Origin of the sequence: Chryseobacterium endalhagicum, assembly GCF_016745235.1 — a bacterium.
Lineage (GTDB): Bacteria > Bacteroidota > Bacteroidia > Flavobacteriales > Weeksellaceae > Chryseobacterium > Chryseobacterium endalhagicum.
Window position 1 is genome coordinate 284,288 of the sequence record NZ_JAELVM010000001.1, and the last position, 19,370, is coordinate 303,657.

At 39.0% G+C, this 19,370-nt stretch carries 16 protein-coding genes; 5 read left to right on the forward strand and 11 right to left on the reverse strand.

Annotation, left to right across the window (positions count from 1 at the left end; all coding sequences use genetic code 11):
• Positions 1 to 52: 52 nt before the first annotated feature.
• From JET18_RS01215 to JET18_RS01225, 3 genes are all read left to right on the forward strand, one after another.
• Entirely contained in the window at positions 53 to 640 is a 588-nt protein-coding gene (locus JET18_RS01215) for a Crp/Fnr family transcriptional regulator (protein WP_202088635.1), read from the forward strand.
• A 77-nt stretch (positions 641 to 717) separates the two neighbouring features.
• Positions 718 to 1,488, forward strand: a complete 771-nt coding sequence (locus tag JET18_RS01220) for an alpha/beta hydrolase (RefSeq protein ID WP_202088636.1) — start codon at positions 718 to 720, stop codon at positions 1,486 to 1,488.
• A gap of 127 nt (positions 1,489 to 1,615) precedes the next feature.
• Positions 1,616 to 3,373: an ABC transporter ATP-binding protein gene (locus JET18_RS01225; RefSeq protein ID WP_202088638.1), complete on the forward strand. Its 1,758-nt coding sequence runs from the start codon at positions 1,616 to 1,618 to the stop codon at positions 3,371 to 3,373.
• A gap of 66 nt (positions 3,374 to 3,439) precedes the next feature.
• Here JET18_RS01225 and JET18_RS01230 read toward each other — a convergent pair whose 3' ends face one another.
• A complete protein-coding gene (locus tag JET18_RS01230; RefSeq protein WP_202088640.1) occupies positions 3,440 to 5,224 on the reverse strand; it encodes a GEVED domain-containing protein in 1,785 nt (594 codons plus the stop codon).
• 217 nt (positions 5,225 to 5,441) lie between these two features.
• Positions 5,442 to 6,071 (reverse strand): class I SAM-dependent methyltransferase, encoded by a 630-nt coding sequence (locus JET18_RS01235; protein WP_202088642.1) that lies wholly within the window; start codon positions 6,069 to 6,071, stop codon positions 5,442 to 5,444.
• 493 nt (positions 6,072 to 6,564) lie between these two features.
• On the opposite strand from JET18_RS01235, the gene JET18_RS01240 reads away from it, so the two are divergent.
• Positions 6,565 to 6,777 carry a hypothetical protein gene (locus JET18_RS01240; RefSeq protein WP_202088644.1) on the forward strand — a complete coding sequence of 71 codons (213 nt, stop codon included), beginning with the start codon at positions 6,565 to 6,567 and terminating at the stop codon, positions 6,775 to 6,777.
• Between the two features lie 56 nt (positions 6,778 to 6,833).
• Here JET18_RS01240 and JET18_RS01245 read toward each other — a convergent pair whose 3' ends face one another.
• The 8 genes from JET18_RS01245 to JET18_RS01280 form a co-directional block, all read right to left on the reverse strand.
• Positions 6,834 to 8,126 carry an MFS transporter gene (locus JET18_RS01245; RefSeq protein WP_202088646.1) on the reverse strand — a complete coding sequence of 431 codons (1,293 nt, stop codon included), beginning with the start codon at positions 8,124 to 8,126 and terminating at the stop codon, positions 6,834 to 6,836.
• 21 nt (positions 8,127 to 8,147) lie between these two features.
• A complete protein-coding gene (locus tag JET18_RS01250; protein ID WP_202088648.1) occupies positions 8,148 to 9,560 on the reverse strand; it encodes a porin in 1,413 nt (470 codons plus the stop codon).
• A 102-nt stretch (positions 9,561 to 9,662) separates the two neighbouring features.
• Positions 9,663 to 10,931: a sensor histidine kinase gene (locus JET18_RS01255; RefSeq protein WP_202088650.1), complete on the reverse strand. Its 1,269-nt coding sequence runs from the start codon at positions 10,929 to 10,931 to the stop codon at positions 9,663 to 9,665.
• Complete coding sequence (locus JET18_RS01260; protein ID WP_202088652.1) at positions 10,928 to 11,605, reverse strand: response regulator transcription factor; 678 nt, start codon at positions 11,603 to 11,605, stop codon at positions 10,928 to 10,930. The genes JET18_RS01255 and JET18_RS01260 overlap by 4 nt, the downstream gene beginning before the upstream one ends.
• A 120-nt stretch (positions 11,606 to 11,725) precedes the next feature.
• Positions 11,726 to 12,985: a metallophosphoesterase gene (locus tag JET18_RS01265; RefSeq protein ID WP_202088653.1), complete on the reverse strand. Its 1,260-nt coding sequence runs from the start codon at positions 12,983 to 12,985 to the stop codon at positions 11,726 to 11,728.
• A gap of 3 nt (positions 12,986 to 12,988) precedes the next feature.
• Positions 12,989 to 13,201: a helix-turn-helix domain-containing protein gene (locus tag JET18_RS01270; RefSeq protein ID WP_202088655.1), complete on the reverse strand. Its 213-nt coding sequence runs from the start codon at positions 13,199 to 13,201 to the stop codon at positions 12,989 to 12,991.
• A gap of 3 nt (positions 13,202 to 13,204) precedes the next feature.
• On the reverse strand, positions 13,205 to 13,756 hold the full coding sequence (locus tag JET18_RS01275) for a DUF2975 domain-containing protein (protein ID WP_202088657.1): 552 nt from the start codon (positions 13,754 to 13,756) through the stop codon (positions 13,205 to 13,207).
• Positions 13,757 to 13,824: 68 nt separating this feature from the next.
• Positions 13,825 to 14,577: a DUF3575 domain-containing protein gene (locus JET18_RS01280; RefSeq protein ID WP_202088659.1), complete on the reverse strand. Its 753-nt coding sequence runs from the start codon at positions 14,575 to 14,577 to the stop codon at positions 13,825 to 13,827.
• Positions 14,578 to 15,791: 1,214 nt separating this feature from the next.
• Here JET18_RS01280 and JET18_RS01285 point away from each other — a divergent pair.
• The gene (locus JET18_RS01285; RefSeq protein WP_202088661.1) at positions 15,792 to 17,879 is read left to right on the forward strand and encodes a TonB-dependent receptor plug domain-containing protein; all 2,088 of its coding nucleotides are present in this window, start codon (positions 15,792 to 15,794) and stop codon (positions 17,877 to 17,879) included.
• A 761-nt stretch (positions 17,880 to 18,640) separates the two neighbouring features.
• On the opposite strand, the gene ribB is transcribed toward JET18_RS01285, so the two are convergent.
• Complete coding sequence (gene ribB / locus JET18_RS01290) at positions 18,641 to 19,285, reverse strand: 3,4-dihydroxy-2-butanone-4-phosphate synthase (RefSeq protein WP_202088663.1); 645 nt, start codon at positions 19,283 to 19,285, stop codon at positions 18,641 to 18,643.
• Positions 19,286 to 19,370: the final 85 nt, after the last annotated feature.

Genomic DNA, 19,370 nt, shown 5'->3' on the forward strand with positions numbered 1-19,370 from the left:
CAGCTAACCTAAGAAAGCCTCAGAATAGCCATAGAAATTAAAAACTACTGCCATGACTGAAATAGAAAAACTGGGATTGGCCCTCAATCAGTTTGCCGGCCTTTCGGAAGAAGAGTTTAAACTGTCAGAAGATTTCTGGCTGCCCAGGACTTATAAAAAGGGAGAATTCTACAACCTCCGCGGGACGGTTTGTACGTATTTCGGCTTTATCATTGACGGTGTTTTCCGTTCCTATACCATTGAAGAAAAAACAGGAGAGGAGAAAAATGTTTTTCTCTATTCTGCGAACGGTTTCGTGGTTTCCTTTAAAAGTTTCATCAACCAGATGCCCTGCGATTATCATACCCAGGCTTTAACGGATGCTTCCATTATCTACATCCGCTACACCGATCTGCTTTCGCTGTATCATCAGTCGCACCGGTGGGAAAAGTTTGGACGGCTTTTGGCTCAGGAAGCATTCAATATTACGATGAGCAGGATTGAAGGATTTCTGCTGAAGTCGCCGGAAGAACGTTATCTGGACCTGATCCGGCAGCATCCCGATATTTTCAATAATGTTCCCCTGTATCATATTTCCTCTTATTTAGGGGTTCAGGGACCGTCTCTGAGCAGGATAAGAAAAAGAATTTCAGGGAAATAGTACGATTTTAACCAAGGTTAAAATTATCCTCATTTTATCTGCGGAACTTTGTCTCATAATTTAAAACAATAAATATTATGAAAACAAAAACGATCGTATTGATTCATGGATTATTTGTGAACAATACAAGCTGGAAAGAATGGAAAACTTATTTCGAAGCACAGGGGTACACGGTTCATACGCCTTCTAATCCGGGACATGAGGGAGATCCTGAACAACTGAAACTCAATATCCGTCCGGAGCTGAAAAATGTAGGCTTTGATGACACGGTAGACCACTTGGTGAAATTTATTGATACCTTACCGGAAAAACCTATTGTTATCGGGCATTCATTCGGAGGTCTGATGGTTCAGAAACTGATTGATATGGGAAAAGCCACAGCCGGAGTGAGTATTGACGGTGCGCCGCCCAAAAATGTGATAGCTCCTTTTTCTACCGTAAAAATAGTATGGCCTGTGGTGAATTTCTTTAAAGGAAACAGTCCGTATTTAGGGACAAAAGAATGGTATCACAAAGCTTTTTTCAACAATTATTCAAAAGCGGAAAGTGATCAGTTATACAAAACGGTTGCCGTTCCTGAAAGCCGTAAACTGGCAAGAGATCCGCTTTTAAAATCCTCTGCAGCGCTTGATTTAAAGAAACCTCACGAGCCTCTGCTTTTCATTGCGGGTTCCAATGATCATATTTTCCCGGCAGCTTTCTCAAGAAAAATAGCTTCAGCCTATAAGGATCAAAACAGTATCGTTGATTTTAAAGAATTTGAGGGCAGAAGTCACTTTATCTGTGGCGAAAAAGGCTGGGAAGAAGTGTCAGGATATATTCTGAACTGGCTGAAAAATCTGCCTTAAGCTATTCATATTGTAAATAATGGTTATCTGAAATTTTCTATGACGATTTGATGAACTTGTAAAGGCTGTCAAATTATAAAGTCTTATTTTTGCATAGAATTTTAATATTCTTTCTTCAATTCGTACAATGAAAAAACAAGATACCTGGGGGATTGTTAAACGGCTGTTCTTTATCGGAATGAAATTCCGTTCCTGGTTCATCCTTACCTTAATAATTTCCGTCATACTGTCCATAGTTTCTACCTACAGGCCTTATCTTACCATGGAAGTGGTGGATAATGATATCACAAAGCTGCAGGATAAAGCCTTGATGATGAAGCATATCTACATTTTGGTGGGTTTGGTTTTTGCTGAAACTATTTTAAACTTTTTTCTGGTTTATTTTTCCAACTATATTTCGCAGAACGTTATCCGTGATATCCGCGAGAGACTGTATGCAAAACTGATCTATTTCAGAACTTCATTCTTTGACAAAACACCGATCGGGCAGCTGGTAACGCGTGCGGTAGGTGATGTGGAAACTATTGCTACAGTGTATACGGACGGATTCCTGATGGTTTTCGGGGATATTCTGAGAATTATATTTGTACTGATCATGATGTTCAGTACGAACGTTCACCTGAGTTATATTACCCTTGCAATTCTGCCTTTAATGGTAATGATTACAAGGTTTTTCCAGAAAAGACTGAAAAAAGCGTTCGGGGACGAAAGAAGCTGGACGGCCAATCAGAATTCATTTGTTCAGGAAAGACTGGCGGGAATGTCTATCATCCAGGTCTTCAACAGGCAGGAATCTGAGTTTAAAAGATTCGATGATATCAACATTACGCTGAAAGAAGCTTTATTGAGAACGGTTTTCATCTTCTCCCTGTTCTTTCCGGTGGTAGAACTTATATCTTCATTATTTATAGGATTTATCCTGTTTTATGGAGGGTATATCACCATCAGTGCGGGTGTTGTGATTGCATTTATCCAGTATATATCAATGCTGATCCGTCCGTTGAGACAGATAGCCGACCGTTTCAATAATATCCAGCGAGGGATTGTAGGTGCTGAAAGGGTATTGGGTGTGATGGATGAAGACTATGCCATGCCGAATACCGGAACCGTGAAAAAAGATCACTTTGATGGTAAGATAGAATTTAAAAATGTCCATTTTGCCTACGATGAAAAGCAGGACGTACTGAAAGGAATAGACTTTAAAGTAAATCCCGGGGAAACTGTAGCGATCGTGGGAGCAACCGGTGCCGGGAAATCTACCATTATCAGCCTGATCACAAGACTTTACGACATCAATTCCGGAAAGATCGTGATTGATGATGTTGATTTAAAAGATTACGAGCTTTACAATCTGAGAAGCCACATCGGAGTAGTACTGCAGGATGTATTCCTGTTCCACGGAAGTATTTTTGAAAACCTTGCTTTTGGAGATGAAAGCATTACGCTGGAAAAAATAAAAGCGGGAGCAAGAGAAATTGAAGTAGACCAGTTTATCGAGCAGCTTCCCGGAGGTTATGATTTTGTGGTCAGCGAAAGAGGTTCTTCTATTTCCTTAGGCCAGAGACAGTTATTGTCTTTCCTGAGAGCCTATTTATCCGATCCTAAAATCCTGATTCTGGATGAAGCGACTTCCTCCATCGATCATGAGAGTGAAAAGCTGATCCAGAGAGCAACGGAAAAAATTACCAAAAACAGAACTTCTATCATTATTGCCCACAGACTTTCAACGATTGAAAAAGCTGATAAAATTATTGTCATGGAACATGGTAAAATCGTAGAAGAAGGAAAACATCTGGAGCTTCTTGATCAGAACGGTTATTACGCTACTTTGTATAAAGCTCAGCTGAGACATGAAGTAGAGCTGGAAGAAGAGCAGAAATCTTAAGCAGATCATACATATAAAAAACGGGAGCCTCATAAAATGAAGCTCCCGTTTTGTTAAGATGAATGTTTAGAATTTTAATTTCTTGTTGAGTACTTTTCCGTTTTCCAGCACAGCCGTTACCGTTAAAATGGTGTTTTTTTCATTCACCGGAAATCTGAATTCAGATGATTTGATATCTGTTCTGCTGGTAAGAAGTCTTCCCGATGCATCATAAATGTGAAGCGATGAAATTTTAACATCACTTTTTACATACACTGAATTTTCATTCTTAGTAATCACCGTAGCAATCGGCTGCACTTCATTTTTCGCAGACAATAAAGCCCTGTTTTCAATGATGACGGAATAATCTTCTACCTGGCCGTATTTCGGAGTATAGCATGCGGTAACGGCTGTCCCGTTGAATTCACCGATAACTCTCATTCTTAGCGGAGTATTTTTCACCGCTGCTGCAGGAGGTGTTACCGCCGCTGTAGCTACAGAACCGTTGCTGATATTACTTTGGTTAAGCACAAGCTCCGTAGTTTCATTGAACTGGCCGTCGTTGTTATAATCGATGTAAGCTTTTATAATATGGGCATTGCTGGTTCCCGGTGCCACAGTAAGCGTTGTAGCGGTATTGGATGCAATTGTTGTTTTAGAAACGCCTGCACAGTAATTTCCTGTAAAGTTTTCGTAGAAATTATTGGCTGCCTGTTTGTAATTGGATGAATAATTATTAATGCTGGCAAATTTCACTGAAGTTACCCCGATATTGAAGCCTCCCGGATTAGTCATTGAAGTAGGAGCACAGGCTGCAGTTAACACAGAACTGTTGTTTGGTGTAGTTGAAGAGGCCACAGGGGAATTGATTAATGATTGCCTGTATTGCAGAAGCTGTGCGGTAGCTCTGTCAGCCTGACCTTGTGTAAACAGGTTTCTGAAACAGAAGGTATAGGCCATTACATTTCTTTCACCGCCTGCATACACCACACTGGTGCAAGGGTTGATCTGACCGGTTTGACACGTATAAGGAACGGATGAATGATAAAGACTTTTCATAGGCTCGGTATCACACACAAGATCTCCCTGCAGCGTACAGTCCGTATTGGTAGGACAGGCACCCGTAGAATCGCTGTAGCCTTCATGGGTATGGCGCAAACCAAGGGCATGCCCGAATTCATGGGCCAGCGTCTGTGCATTCACCGCGGAAGCACTGGTAGACATAAAAGAATAATCATTGCTGCCGCCAGGATAGTAGGCAAAACCGTTCAGCGTTCCTGAGTTGGAAGACAGTTTTTTAACTACATAGATATTGTAATATTTGCTGGTATCCCACATGCCTAAAGCGGTAATCTCAGAGGCAGTGACAGCATTGGTCGTATTATCATTATTTACGCCTCCGCTTACATATTTTGGAAGATGGGAAGCATTGATTCTGTTAATTCCGTTAGTAGGATTGCAGCTTGGATTTACTTTGGCGAAAACAAATTTCACGGGAAGGATGGCGCTGGTTCCGGACATTCCGCTGGATGAACTTCCTGAGAATACACCATTCGTGTAATTCACCCATGCAATGATGTCTGCATCAGATTTGTTATTGGTAGTTCCAATCGCGCTTCCGTCACCTACAACATGCACTACAACAGGAATTTCATAGACCTGGTTTTTGTTGAGGGTTTTGGAAAATTTTCCGCTTTTGATCAGGTTGGATATTTCCAGATTAAAAGCATCGTCCTGAGCTTTCTGTTCCGGGTACCGTTCATAATGTTTTCGCATCAGCTCATCGGTGCCGCACTCCTGGAATTCCGTCTTCTGTGCATAAAAATTGGAGCACAGAGCTCCGGACATTAATAAGAATAGTAGTTTTTTCATAGTTTTTCATATTATATTTAGGTTGATTAAAAATAATAAAAAAACAAATGAAATGCGATTATAGGTGTTTAATTTTCAATTTTTAATTGATTTTAAATCATTTTATTTGTTAAATAGTTTGAAATATGTGTGTTTGTTTTAAAATGTAAAAATTTTTAATGTTTATTAGAATTATAGAAAATTATTTACATGAACTCATCCAATTAAGATGGACTAATCAACTTGAAACTGACTGACTCATCTTTTTAAAACTGCAGAAAACGAAATTCTGAACCGTTCCGAATGGAGTGGTGTGGTCCCGGGTAAAACATTCTATCTTTCTGAAATCAGATTCAAATGTTCCGGATAATGAGGCCTCATCATATTGCTGAATATCCAGTCCGCTGCATTTTTTCGGGCCGTCCTTTGAAAAAGTTCCCAGAATCATAAATTTTGTGACACTTTTTGCTGCTGTTTCTTTATATTTTAAAATCTGCTCAGGAGTAGTCAGAAAATGAAAAGCCGCCCTGTCATGCCAGATATCATAAGTTTCCGAAGGTTCAAAAGCCGTAATATCCGAAATAATCCACTTTATTTTCCCGGCTTTTTCACCTAATCTTTTTTGTGCTTTTTCCAGAGCCTTGGCAGAAATATCAAGAACGGTAATGTGTTCATAGCCTTCCTCAATAAGAAAATCAACAAGATGGCTGTCTCCACCGCCGATATCAATAATCCGGGCATCCTTTCCCAGTCCGGAAGCGTGAATAAGCTCCAGCGATGTTTCCGGTTTCGCCTGGGTCCAGCTTACCTCGTCTGGATTTTTGGTTTCATATACCGTTTCCCAGTGTTTTTTATCCTGATCATTCATTTTTACTTGTTGTTTAATTCTTCAAATGTATTGATTATCGGTTAATTTTTTCTAATGGTTTTAGGGTAGATATCTGGTTGAAAATTTTGATTTTCCTGCGTCTTAAAAACAAAATATCTGAAAATATTTGAATTCTTTGTGCTGTTTCAACAAAATTTCCCTTGAATGGCTATAATAAACGATAGTAAAACAGTGTATCAGAGAACTTTATGCAATTCTTTAAAAGACAGATCATTTTAGTTGCTTTTTTCAGAATTCATGGGCTTTTCAGCAATGTTTTGTACCCATTTATTTACATCCGGAGTTATTTAATTTTTACTAAAAAATGTAAAATCTGTATAAAATCATTAAATTGAATAAAAAAATAGTATTTACATGGTGATTATATTGAAAAATTCACTAATTTTATTAAAAGTTTTGATCAGGCCCCGGATCATAAAGGGGGCGATGGTGTAAAGTTGATTTTTTTATAAACTAAAATTCCAAAATAGAAATGAGCAATATACAAGATGAATTTGAAGTCTTTAAAGACGAGCTGAAGAAATTGAATATCGATGTGCAGAAAGTGGTAAAAGTAGGAAACGGAAGTATGGATTTTCACGAGGTTTTTTATAAGTCACCCAGATACGAAGATGTGAAAAGTGTGTATGTCCAGCGTCATAATCTGGATAGCATGATTGAGAAATTCAAAAAGGCTTACCACTAAAAATAAAACGGGGCGCCGCAGAGAATCTGCGGCGCCCCGTTTTTTATACATATTCATTAATCTTTATCCAGTGTGGACGTTTCTTTCGTGTCCTTCATTCTGGCATAGACGATCAGTGAAAACAGGATGCAGCCTGTGATGTACCAGTAGAAATAACTTTCCGTTCCCGCCTGCTTGAACCAAAGCGCTACATATTCTGCAGTTCCCCCGAAAATAGCCACCGTAAGCGCATAAGGAAGACCCACGCCCAGAGCTCTGATCTCAGAAGGGAAAAGTTCCGCTTTTACAACCGCATTGATGGAAGTATAACCGCTCACAATGATCAGGGCTGCCATAATCAGAAAGAAGGCTGTCCACATTGAAGTGGTGGTACTTAAGGCCGTAAGAAGGGGAACTGTGAATAAAGTTCCCATAATTCCAAAGCCTAAAAGCAATGGTCTTCTTCCGACCCTGTCTGATAATGCCCCAAAAACAGGCTGCAGACAGGCAAAAATAAATAATGAAATGAATGATATCAGGGTAGACTGTTCTTTGGACAGATGCACAGTATTCACCAGGAATTTCTGCATATAAGTGGTGTAGGTATAAAAAGCTAGAGTTCCACCCAGCGTCAGTCCGATTACTGTAAGAAGAGCTTTAGGATGCTTCAGAAGTTCCGTAACGGTTCCTTTTTTCTTTTCGCTAAGCTCTTTTTTATTTTCAAATGCTTCAGTTTCGTGAAGATTGGCTCTTAAATATAAAGCGATCACGGAAAGCAGTGCTCCGATGACAAAAGGAATTCTCCAGCCCCATTCTTCAAGCTGGGCTTCCGTTAAAAGAAGTTTCTGCAGAATCAGCTGTATTCCCAATGCAATCAGCTGACCTCCGATCAGGGTTACATACTGAAAGCTCGAATAAAATCCTCTTTTATCCTCAGATGCCATCTCGCTGAGGTACGTTGCAGAAACACCATACTCACCTCCAACGCTCAGTCCCTGTAATAATCTGGCAATGAGCAGCAGGGCAGGAGCTAAAATTCCGATTGTTTTATAAGTAGGGGTCAGGGCAATCAGCAGAGATCCGAATGACATCAGCAGTACAGAAAGCGTCATCGCTTTTTTTCTCCCGATCTTATCTGCAATACTTCCGAAGATCCAGCCCCCGATAGGCCGCATCAGAAAGCCCACGGCAAATATTCCCGCAGTGTTCATCAGCTGCGCGTTCAGATCAGAATCCGGGAAAAATGAGTTGGAAAAATAAATGGCAAAAGCAGCATAGGCATACCAGTCGTACCATTCTACGAGGTTTCCTACCGAACCGCCTACGATCGCTTTGATCCTTTGAGCAGTTGTAATTTGAGTAGTATTCATATGGGTAATATATTAAATTTTTTAAAGTACGATTTGAAAAGACAGTAAAAATTCACCTTTTCTGTCAAAAACTTTTTGAGATGCCGTGTCATAGAGCGGTCTGCTGCTGTACTGAGCGACAATTCTTGCATTCTGGCCATACAGATAAAGATTGGCGCCGATATCATAATAGCTTCCGTTTTGGTTAAGCGCTTTCATATCTTTAAGCGCGTAATTGAAAAAAGGCTGGACCTTCAAAATCTTGCTGAATTTGGGAAGAACAAAACCCATCTGCGAAAACCATATATTTCCCGTTCCCATCAAAACCCTGTTGTTTCCGGCTCCTTCCAGTGCTCTTTGTCCTGTAAACAGAGGATCTGAGGTTCCCGGATTCAAAAGGCCGCTGATCCGCAGATAATCCGGACCATAGTTGTAACGGTAAAAAACGGAATATAAGGTCAGTCCCATCTCTTTGTTTTTATTTCCCAAAGGAAGCTCTGTATACACATCCGCTCCGAAAATACTGACATCATGAGATTCAAAATTGTTTTCAGTGGGCTGGCTTTGGGTAGCATCTTTATTGGTGTAAAAGCCTGCTCCCAGATTCAGAACTTTTTTGGCCGCTAAATTATTCCCCGGTAAAAATGAAGTTACCGTCGTTTCTTTATTGAAAAACTGATAGAAAGCATAGCCGGAGTAAGAAAGTTTTCCGCTTTGGTTATTGTCAACGGCTGGTCCTCCTACCGCAGGTTTCAGACTGGTGGCAAAAGGTTTGTTCACGCTGAAGCGGTAATTGATCCGATCCAGTTCCCCATGAACAAAAATTCCCAATTGTCTCGCAAACTGATCGGCCATTTCTATGGTTGGAAAATTAAAAACCGGAATATCACCTGCAAGCATTTTGGTGGTGCTCGCGTTGGTAAGCCTGCTGACACCATTCCAGGAGTGAAGCCCTGCCCCTAAATAAAGGTTGTTCTTATTAGGTTTTCCGGTCTGAAAATCATTTCTGGGAATAATGGCGAGTTCATTATAGGCATCATGGAAAAAGAATGGAGATTTTTTTCCTGCTCCGTTGTTTCCTGTTCCCGTTCCGCCTCCGGAATTAAAACTCTGGTTATTGATTCCCATCTGTAAAAAAACAGAATAAAAAGGAGTCACCTGGCTTTGGATAATCAGCCTCATTCTTCTGATCCCGGCATCATACGTCTGGTTCTGCGGAACTCCATTGACCGCTGTTCCCGGATTATTATCAATACTGCGGAGCCATATCTGGCTGGAAATACCAAATTTCAGCCATTTGTCTCCCTTATCATTAAGGTTTATCCTGAGTTCTCCAATATCTAATGGATTTTTTTCAGAAGACACTTTTACAGTATCTTTTTTTATACTGATGCTATCCTGGCCATATACACACTGCATAGCTGTTACACTGAAAATAAGGAGTAGCTTTTTCATTGGCGCTTTTATTTGCACCTAAACAAGAAATAAATTCTGAAGAAATTTTGAAGTTTACACAGAATTGATAATTTTAGTATTATCTTTTTGAAATACAGGGTTTTATTTTGTGAAATTAATTCTGATTGTATGCAGATTGTTCTCAAATTGATAGATGATTTCTGCCTCATAAATCTCCAAAATTTTCTTCACGAGTGCCAAACCGATCCCGATGGAGTTCTGATTGGGGTTTCCACGCTTAAATCTTTTGAATAAATCTTCAGCTGGAATAGTGGGCGGATTTCCGGTGTTTGAAATCTGAAAATAGCTTTCTGTAAGGATCACGGAGATCTTTCCGTTTTCTATATTGTGTCTTTTGGAATTATTGATGAGGTTATTGATCACAATGGTGGCCAGATTGGTATCCAGATTAAGAAAAACATTTTCCTGAATATCTTTTGTTACCGTAAGATTCTGAATCTCAAAAATATCCTCAAAATACTGAAGTCTTTCATGCAGGAGTTCTGAAAAATTGATAAGATGAGAATCACTTTTTTCAAAATGTTCCAGTTTTGCCAGAAGAATAAGAGACTGATTGATAGAGGAAAGCCTGTCCAGTTCATCATTCATCAGAGAAAGAGTAATAAGTTGATTCTCTGAAAGCTCACTGTCCATCAGAAGTTCTATTTTCCCTTTTATAGAAGCCAGCGGCGTCTGTAATTCGTGAGAAGTGTTCTCAGAAAGCTCTTCCAGCAAATTGTAATCCTTTTTGGAGCTTTCAGTCATTTTCAACAGGAATTTGTTGAGTGATTGAAATTCTTCAGTTTCCGTCGCCATAAGATCAATGGAATTCTTGTCCCGGAGGCTGAACTTCTTGATCTCATCAATCGCGTGGTAAAAAGGTTCCAGGATCTTTTTAGAAACCAGGATACTCACAATAATGGTGAGAATAATAAGGAAAACCATGATCCATGCAATCACCATGATGATGCTCATCAGAAAGCTGTCTTCAATAATTGTAATATACCTTACGCTGGTAATGGCATATCTTTTCTGGTGAATGAGTGGGTACGTAGTTACCGTAATTTTATTGATATAAGACTGAATGCTTTTGTTCCAGATGTATTTTTCTTCAATAATTTTCTCCTTGATCTCTTTAGAATCCGAAGGAAGGATCTTCACCTGGGTCTGCCTGTGATGGAATTTTAAGTAATCGTAATCCGGATCTTTTTCCAGTTTATGGGTGACATAAGTATTCAGGTCCTCAAGTTTGAGAATGGCGGAACGCATCGTGGCTCTTTCAAAAGCAAAATACAGGATCCCAAAACCTGTGATGAGAACAAAAAATACCAATACGGTAAATGCCCGGGCAAAACGAAAGCTTAAATTCATTTGTCAATCCATTTATAGCCCAATCCGTAAACGGTCTGCAGATAATCTTTTCCACCCGCATCGATCACTTTTTTCCGTAAGTTTTTTAGATGCTGGTAGACGAAGTCCACATTGTCAATGCTGTAAGTGTAATCACCCCAAAGGTGGCTTGCGATGGCCTGCTTGGAAAGCATTCTGTTCTGATTGTTGATAAAATAGATCAGCAGGTTCAGTTCTTTTTTGGTCAGATTCAGCGGTCGGTCGTTGATCTTACATTCTTTGGATTCCAGATCGATCCGGATTTCGTTGAAGCTTAAAATACGGTTGGTTTCCGGAGTTTTTCTTCTGAGAACAGCTTTTATCCGGGAGTGAAGTTCCGGTAACGAAAACGGTTTTGTGATATAATCATCGGCGCCGTCGTCCAGTCCTGTCAGTTTTGTATCCAATGAATTTTTGGCAGAAACAATAATCACACTTGATCCGGGAGCATCATTTTTTATGTGTTTCAGGATGTCCAGACCGTTTCCATCAGGAAGCATCAGGTCCAGAAGAATACAGTCATATTCAAAAAGCTCGATCTTTTCCAGTGCTTCTTTTGCATCAGCAGCAACTTCACAGACGTAATCTTCTTTCTTAAGATAATCTGTGATGTTTGAGGCGAGATCCTTATGGTCTTCTATGATCAGAATTTTCATACAAAAGTATTAGTCCGGAATTATTCGGGGTTTAAAGATATAAAAAAACCGTTCAGAAAATCAAGAACGGTATTTTTGGATGTTTTATTTAAAACAGGATTCATAAATTTCTAATCATTTTCACAGGTTCAGTTTTGTTTTATTTCCCCGGTCATCTGTTCCATAAAAGATATTGTTTTCAATAAACAGTCCTTTTGTTTTCCCGCTTCTGAACTTTTTCCCATGTTTAATATCTATTTTGATCACTTTTCCATTGTAGCCCGGTGTAATATCCTCTACAACCGAATGCCCGATCACTATTTTGTCAGCATCATAATAATTCAGAATGCCTTCAAGCTGCTGCTGGCTGGTTTCTTCCACATCAAGGCCGTTCAACTTGAATAATAATTTGTATTTCCATTCAAAGTTCAGCCTGCGGTCCCAATACGGACTGTCTGTAGAGCTTAAAATAATTTTTTCCCTGTCGTTCATTACCTTTTCTCCATGGCCATAATATTTTCTGGAAATCATATTCATTTCATGGATGGAATATTTTCCTTCTGCATGCATTTGGTTTAATCCTCCATGAACAAAGATATTCCTGCCGATTTTTTCAATGACATTTTTTGAACGGAGCCATTTTCCTAATTCAGATTTTTCGGAATACAAATATTTCAGTCCAGTTTCCCAGCCGTTCTGTTTACTCACTCTTTTAGCCGCTTCGATATATTTAAAATCATTGTAAGAAACATCGCCGTAAAGATTCAGAATTTCGTGGTTTCCCAGGATAAAATGGACCTTTCCGCCATGTTGCAAAGCCTGGTCTTCCAGATGATAAATCAGCCAGAGCACCTGAGTAACCTGGTTTCCTCTGTCAACAAAATCTCCGTTAAGAACAAGGTGGCCATTGTCAAAGATCCATTCACCATTACGGTCAATAACCTTATTCGCAAGGAGAAAACTGTAGAATGCGGTGAAATTTCCTTCAATATCGGAGATCGCCATAAGCTTTTGCGGCATATCGTACTGCTCATTTTCCAATGGATATTCATTTTTCAGGGAAACTTTGAATTCCGGAAATTCTTTACAGTCCGTTTCAACCGGGATCAGTTCTGTACGGTCAAAATTTTTCTCCTGGAATATATTGCCCTTTTTGACGGTAAACATTTGATCATTAAAAATATAAGGACCGTCCGTACCGTCAAAAGATGTTTCCACAGGCTGGTTGATCCTGAATCCAAAAGGTTTGTCCTTTTTCCAGAGACCGTTGATGCCCGACCAGTAGAAATTGTAAATTCCCTTTTTACTGTCTATATCATCGTAGCCAAAATACAGCGTACTCAGAATAAAGTAGGAAGCAATCACAATGACTGTCCACTTTAAGAATTTTTTTATTCTCATGTTTTATAAAGGATCGGGTTGATATTCGATAAGATCTCCCGGCTGGCAGTCCAGTGCTTTGCAGACCGCTTCCAGAGTGGAAACCTTCACAGCTTTTGCTTTTCCGTTTTTTAAGATGGATAAATTGGCCTGGGTGATCCCTATTTTTTCGGCAAGTTCCTGTGACTGCATTTTGCGTTTGGCAAGCATCACATCAATATTGAAAATAATAGGCATGGCTTAAATGGTTAAATCAGTTTGTTCCTTTAAATCATTTCCCTGTACACATATTTCCTTAATGATAAGCAAAGTAACGCCAATCCCAATGCTGAGAAAAGGCGGGGTGAAATCAAAATGGGTACTATCAAGGGCGAGATCAATGAGTAAGGTAATGAAGCCCAAAAGAATTAATCCATAACTTAATATTTTAAAGTCTTTAATCACTCTGGAGCTGAAAATATGCTCTGTGGAAAAACCGTTGATAATTTTTGAAGCGCAAACCAGAGAAAAAGATAAAGAAATAATATTCAGAAGTGCGAGCAACACGCCTTCTTTGGAATCATTCATCGTCAGGACCATATTGGAAAAAGGGTAATGAACCTGAAGCGTGTTATACGTTTTTTCATTAATGGTGTCAATCCTTTCCGAGATATTTGAACCGGATATTCCTGCAAAGGCATGTGAAAACGCAAGACTGCAGATCCAGATCGAAGAAATACAAAAGATACCGGCAAAAATGGACAAAGGAACCTTGATCCAGGATACCAGTGAATGTTTTCCAATTATTTTCATAACACAATATTTATTTTCTGTAAATATATAATTATTTATTGTATTACGATAAAAATTGGTTTAATTTATCAGAATCTGTACCCAATCGAAAGTCCGCTTCTGAAGCCTGCCCACGGCCCGTCCACTTTCACTTTTGCGCCGTTGGCATTGGTTTCTACGGTATAATCTACAAAAGGGAGGTCCAGATTTTCAATTTCTTTTTTCAGCTGTGCCTGCATGTCCGGAGTCAGTGTAAAATTGCTGGTCATGGTGAAATCTCCTTTTCCGCTTCCGTAATGGGCACCTGCAATCCAGAAATCAAGGACCAGATTCTGGCTTCGGGTAAGGAAAAACTGTACCCCAACCATCAGGCCGCCGCTGTTGCCGCTGGTATTTCCCTGGCCTTTAAGTGGGATCTGGTATGTGTTTCCGTCAATTGCATCATAATCGTAGTAAAAATCAAAGCTGTTGGAAGAAACATCGGAATACCGGTAATAAGGAGCGAAATAAAATCCTTTTCCATACCCTTTCCCGATATAAAAACGGGGCTCAATGGTGAAATTAGTAGCTTTTACCTTCAGGTTCTGGAATCTTTTTTCATCTTCTTCCTTCAGAAAAGAATTGATAAAAGGGACTTTTCCCTGGGGCATGGTTCCAAAGCCTATATTCAAAGAAAACCATTGGGTGATCGCTCTTTCATAGGACAGGTTGATGTTTCTGAATGCATAGGCGGTCACGTTGGTCTTGATGATATTCATTTTATCGGCGGGAACAGCCTGGACTTCCTGCGCATCTGTCTGTGAGAACAGGAAACAAGGAATTAAGATGAGTAACTTTTTCATGACTCTATATTTTGTGGTGTAAAAAAGTATCAGCAAAAAACGGGCAAATCATTAATGAAATTTCAATATGATTTGATTTTTAACTTAAAAATAATGATTTGTTTAATATTTTACTATAATCTCGCGCAGGTGGAGCGGATTGTGCCGATTGTTGTTTAGCCGTTTTTGAAACATTAAGAAGAATGAAGAAGGTAAGAGTAGTTAATGGAAAATCTGAAGATTTTTTTAAGCACTATCCTTAAAGCAAGGCTCATCTTAATATTCTTAAAAACTTAATGAGCCTTAATGGTTTATCAACGTTTCAAAGTTTTTCTGAGAAAATTTTTCATTGATATTGTATTTAGTTCTCGCGGATTTCACTGATAACACAGATGATTGATTCAATAGGTTTTTATCGCAAAGACAGACAAAGGTTTTAATAAATGGTATTTCTTTTTAGGATAAACAAAGGCGTTTCACTTATCAAAGTAATACAATGTAAGGACTTGTGACAGATTCAAAATTTAAAGGTTTGGTTTCACGTGGATGGAGCGGATTGTGCAGATTGTTGTTTAGCTGTTTTTGAAACATTAAGAAGAATGAAGCAGGTAAGAGTAGTTAAGGGAAAATCTGAAGATTTTTTTAAGCTTTGTGCTTAAAGCAGGGATCGTCTTTATGTTCTTAAAAACTTAATGATTCTTAATGGTTTATCAACGTTTCAAAGTTTTTCTGAGAAAATTTTTCATTGATATTTTATTTAGTTCTCGCGGATTTCACTGATAACACAGATGATTGATTCAATAGGTTTTTATCGCAAAGACAGACAAAGGTTTTAATGAATGGTATTTCTTTTTAGGATAAACAAAGGCGTTTCACTTATCAAAGTAATACAATGTAAGGACTTGTGACAGATTCAAAATTTAAGATTATAATCTCGTGCGGATGGAGCGGATTGTGCAGATTGTTGTTTAGCTGTTTTTGAAACATTAAGAAGAATGAAGAAGGTAAGAGTAGTTAAGGGAAAATCTGAAGATTTTTTAAGCTTTGTGCTTAAAGCAGGGCTTATCTTAATATTCTTAAAAACTTAATGATCCTTAATGGTTTATCAATGGTTCAAAGTTTTCCTGAGAAAATTTTTAATTGATATTTTATTTAGTTCCCTCTGATTTTCCAGAGCAGTTATGTAATACATGATGAATATAGGATGTCTTATTTTCAAACCATCCATTTCTGACATGAAAAAAACGATATGTTCTTTAATGTTTCTTTGCAGTGTTTTTGTGTTTTCACAGCAAGCTATTAAAAATGATACCATTACGCAGCCGGATACCAAAGAGATTCAGGAAGTAATCATTAAATCTCAACGTAAGAAACAGTTTGCAGACAAATCCGTTTATACCTTCGATAAAGAAGCCCTGGAAAAAGCGCGCTATGCCAAAGACCTGCTGCAGACCCTTCCCGAATTGCAGCTGGATCCTGTTTCAAATACCATCATAAGCACGAAAGGCGGAACTTCTCTTTTCCTGATCAATGGGGTAGAAGCCACAGATCTTCAGATCCGGAGTGTGCCTCCAGGTGAAGTGGTAAAAGTGGAGTATTACGATATTCCCCCGGCCAGATGGGCTTCAAGAGCAGATATGGTGGTGAATATTATTACAAGATCTACTGAAACGGGCTATGTTTTCGGGGTGGATCTCATGTCCGGATTAACGACAGGTTTCGTCAATGGATCTGCATATGCCAATTTTACCAAAGGGAAAAACAATTTCGGACTGGAATATTCCCTTAATCTCCGCGATTATGACAACCGGAAAGTCCGCAGTACTTACGATTACAGATTAAACGGGGAGCATTACCGTTCGGAAGAAAACAGGAAAGATCATTTTGGATATACTTCCCAGAACATCGCCTTGCGCTACACCCGCCTGGTTCCTGATGACTATGCTTTTCAGGCTAAATTTACCACAGATATTTTCAGCAGGTTTTCAAAAGGGACGGGTGAAAGTATTTTTACCAAAGACAGTTTTGCAGAAGAGCATGAAATGTTTAAAAATAACGGTTCCAGCTACGTTATTCCTAAGCTGGATCTCTATTATTCTAAAAAGGCAGGAACTAAGGATGAGCTGAGTTTGAATGTTGTAGGTTCCCACTATAAGACCAATACAACCGAAACTGCCAGAGAATGGATTATTCCTTCCGGAGTTCCGGTGTATAATAATGAAATGATCCTGAAAACGCAGCAAACTAATTTCGTCGGTGAACTTGCGCATACGCATGATTTTGCTGCGGGTAAACTTTCTTCAGGCTACCGGATTTCAAGCACAGCGATTTCGAATGACTTGAATAATCTGGCTGGATATTCACAGTATAAAGTGAATTATCTGGAGCAGTATTTTTATTCGGAATTCTCAGGAAAAGCGGATAAATTCAGCTATAGAATTGGTGCGGGACTGACGAATATTCACAATAAAAGTGCTGAAAATACTTTTGATGAATGGTCATTTACCCCTAAAATAATTTTGGGCTACCAGCTTAAAAATAACCAGAGTCTGAGGCTGACGAGCAGTTATAGTCCTTCAAGCCCATGGAGCAGTGCGCTCAGCAGTAATGTGGTTCAGCTGGCTCCGAATATTGTCCAAAAGGGAAATCCTTTCCTGAAATCGCAGCAGATTTTTTCCAATAATTTAATTTATTCCTTCAACAATAAGCATTTTGATTTTAATGCTGCCCTTTTTTACAGGTATACAGACAGGGTGATCAATCAGTATTATATTCTGGATAATACATTCGGAGGCTATGCCCTTACGTATGAGAATGGGAAAGATGCCCAACGGTACGGCCTGCAGGTGACAGGTGCGTACAAACCATTCGGAAACAGTATACTGGTTTTGAAAGCTGTGCTCACACCCACCTCAGAAACCCTAAAAACAAGTAAAGGCGCACTGATCAAGAATGATTATCTCGCGAATAATTTTGTAGTGTCTTCGGAATATAAGTCGTTCAGTGTGCAGTATATGTTCAATATGCCTGTTTATACTCTGAACGGGGCTTTCCTGAATACCAATGAAAACCAGAATCATTTCTTTGCCAGCTACAAACTGAAGAGCTGGAGCTTTACTGCAGGCATGTACTGGATCGGCATGCCTTCGGAATACAAAACGAAAAGTCTTCCGGAAAGCCTGGTCGATTATAATACACACACCAGAATCATGAACAACAAATCCATGTTTGTACTTGGAGTAAGTTTTGATTTCTCTAAAGGGAAGAAAACTGAAATCCAAAGAAAGCTGAATAATGAAACGGCTCCGGCGGCTACTTTTTAAATGATAAATCTGCAATTTCTTTAGCATGATTTTTTTACCGCAATGATAAACAAGGAGATTTTGAAATGGTTTTATTTTAAGGTAAACAAAGGCGTTTCACTTATCAAAGTAATACAATGTGAGGACTTTGGAACAGATATGAAATTAAATGATCTCACGCGGATGGAGCGGATTGGGCAGATTATTTATTTTTTTGAAACATTAAGAAGGGTGAAGAAGGTAAGAGTAGTTAAGGGAAATAAGCATTATACTTAAAGCAAAGCTATTCTTAATGGTCTTAAAAACTTCATTTTTCTTAATGGTTTAAATTAATGATTCAAAGTTTTCGTGAGAAAATTTCAAAGATATTCATTTAGTTCCCGCGGATTTCACTGATAACACAGATGATTGATTCAATATGTTTTTATCACAAAGTTGTCTGAAAAGGGCTTTTGATTTTAAGGACAAAGGTTTTCGTCAACAAGTTGACTCTTATGAAGCTTGAATAGTAATGAAATTTATTGGGTTGCACTTTAAAGAATCTGCATGATCTGCAAAATCTGCGCGAATTTTTACTATAAATTTCCAGTTAGCTTAATCAAATCAATCAAAGATTGATTCCTCTTTGCTTACTCAAATATGGAAGTTTCAATTTTTTCTTTGCGTTAAAGAAATCTTCATAAGGAAAGTCAGATCCTCAGCTTGCAATTCAATACATCTTTTTAATAAAATAACCGCCCGGTATTCCCGGGCGGCTATTCTGTGCGTTATCTATAAATTTTTTAGTTACTCATGATGGTACGGTAAGCGTGAATATCTTCAATAGTTACCACACACATCTCTTTTTGAATGGCAAACTCCACGATTTCCGGAAGTCTGGCCATAGAGCCGTCTTCATTGGTCAGTTCGCAGAGTACGGCATCATCACCCAGATTGGCCATTTTCACAAGATCCACACTGCCTTCCGTATGGCCGCGTCTTTCGAAAACGCCTCCTTTTTTAGCAATCAGCGGGAAAACATGTCCGGGACTTGCAATATGAGCAGCTTCTGCATGTTCTGACACGGCTGTTCTGATGGTCGTGACACGGTCTTTCGCAGAAACTCCGGATTCTACACCCTCTTTGGCTTCTATTGAAATCGTAAATGCGGTTTGATTTTTTGAATTGTTGGTTTCCACCATGGGACGCAGATTGAGATGTTTGCTTTTCTCTTCCGAAATGCACAGACAAACGATTCCGCTGCATTCGCGGATCAGAAGTGCCATGTCTTTTTCTGTAATAGTGGATGCGGGAAAGATGATATCGCCTTCGTTTTCGCGGTTTTCATCATCTACTAAAAGAATTCCTTTTCCCTGTTGTAGTTTTAGAAGTGCTTGTTCTACACGTTCTGTGGAGGTCGCTCCAAATTGTTCTAATAATTTTTCCATGTTATTTTACTTTTAAAAGTTAAAATAGTCTTCGGTACATGGAAATGAAATACGGCACAATAAGCCCGTAAGGAATCTTACTGAC

Coding starts and splice junctions, on each gene's coding strand:
- JET18_RS01235 (WP_202088642.1), bottom strand. CDS start 6,071: ATGAATGATCAGGATAAAAAACACTGGGAAACGGTATATGAAACCAAA.
- JET18_RS01240 (WP_202088644.1), top strand. CDS start 6,565: ATGAGCAATATACAAGATGAATTTGAAGTCTTTAAAGACGAGCTGAAG.
- JET18_RS01260 (WP_202088652.1), bottom strand. CDS start 11,605: ATGAAAATTCTGATCATAGAAGACCATAAGGATCTCGCCTCAAACATC.
- JET18_RS01220 (WP_202088636.1), top strand. CDS start 718: ATGAAAACAAAAACGATCGTATTGATTCATGGATTATTTGTGAACAAT.
- JET18_RS01265 (WP_202088653.1), bottom strand. CDS start 12,985: ATGAGAATAAAAAAATTCTTAAAGTGGACAGTCATTGTGATTGCTTCC.
- JET18_RS01255 (WP_202088650.1), bottom strand. CDS start 10,931: ATGAATTTAAGCTTTCGTTTTGCCCGGGCATTTACCGTATTGGTATTT.
- ribB (WP_202088663.1), bottom strand. CDS start 19,285: ATGGAAAAATTATTAGAACAATTTGGAGCGACCTCCACAGAACGTGTA.
- JET18_RS01280 (WP_202088659.1), bottom strand. CDS start 14,577: ATGAAAAAGTTACTCATCTTAATTCCTTGTTTCCTGTTCTCACAGACA.
- JET18_RS01270 (WP_202088655.1), bottom strand. CDS start 13,201: ATGCCTATTATTTTCAATATTGATGTGATGCTTGCCAAACGCAAAATG.
- JET18_RS01245 (WP_202088646.1), bottom strand. CDS start 8,126: ATGAATACTACTCAAATTACAACTGCTCAAAGGATCAAAGCGATCGTA.
- JET18_RS01285 (WP_202088661.1), top strand. CDS start 15,792: ATGAAAAAAACGATATGTTCTTTAATGTTTCTTTGCAGTGTTTTTGTG.
- JET18_RS01225 (WP_202088638.1), top strand. CDS start 1,616: ATGAAAAAACAAGATACCTGGGGGATTGTTAAACGGCTGTTCTTTATC.
- JET18_RS01275 (WP_202088657.1), bottom strand. CDS start 13,756: ATGAAAATAATTGGAAAACATTCACTGGTATCCTGGATCAAGGTTCCT.
- JET18_RS01215 (WP_202088635.1), top strand. CDS start 53: ATGACTGAAATAGAAAAACTGGGATTGGCCCTCAATCAGTTTGCCGGC.
- JET18_RS01230 (WP_202088640.1), bottom strand. CDS start 5,224: ATGAAAAAACTACTATTCTTATTAATGTCCGGAGCTCTGTGCTCCAAT.
- JET18_RS01250 (WP_202088648.1), bottom strand. CDS start 9,560: ATGAAAAAGCTACTCCTTATTTTCAGTGTAACAGCTATGCAGTGTGTA.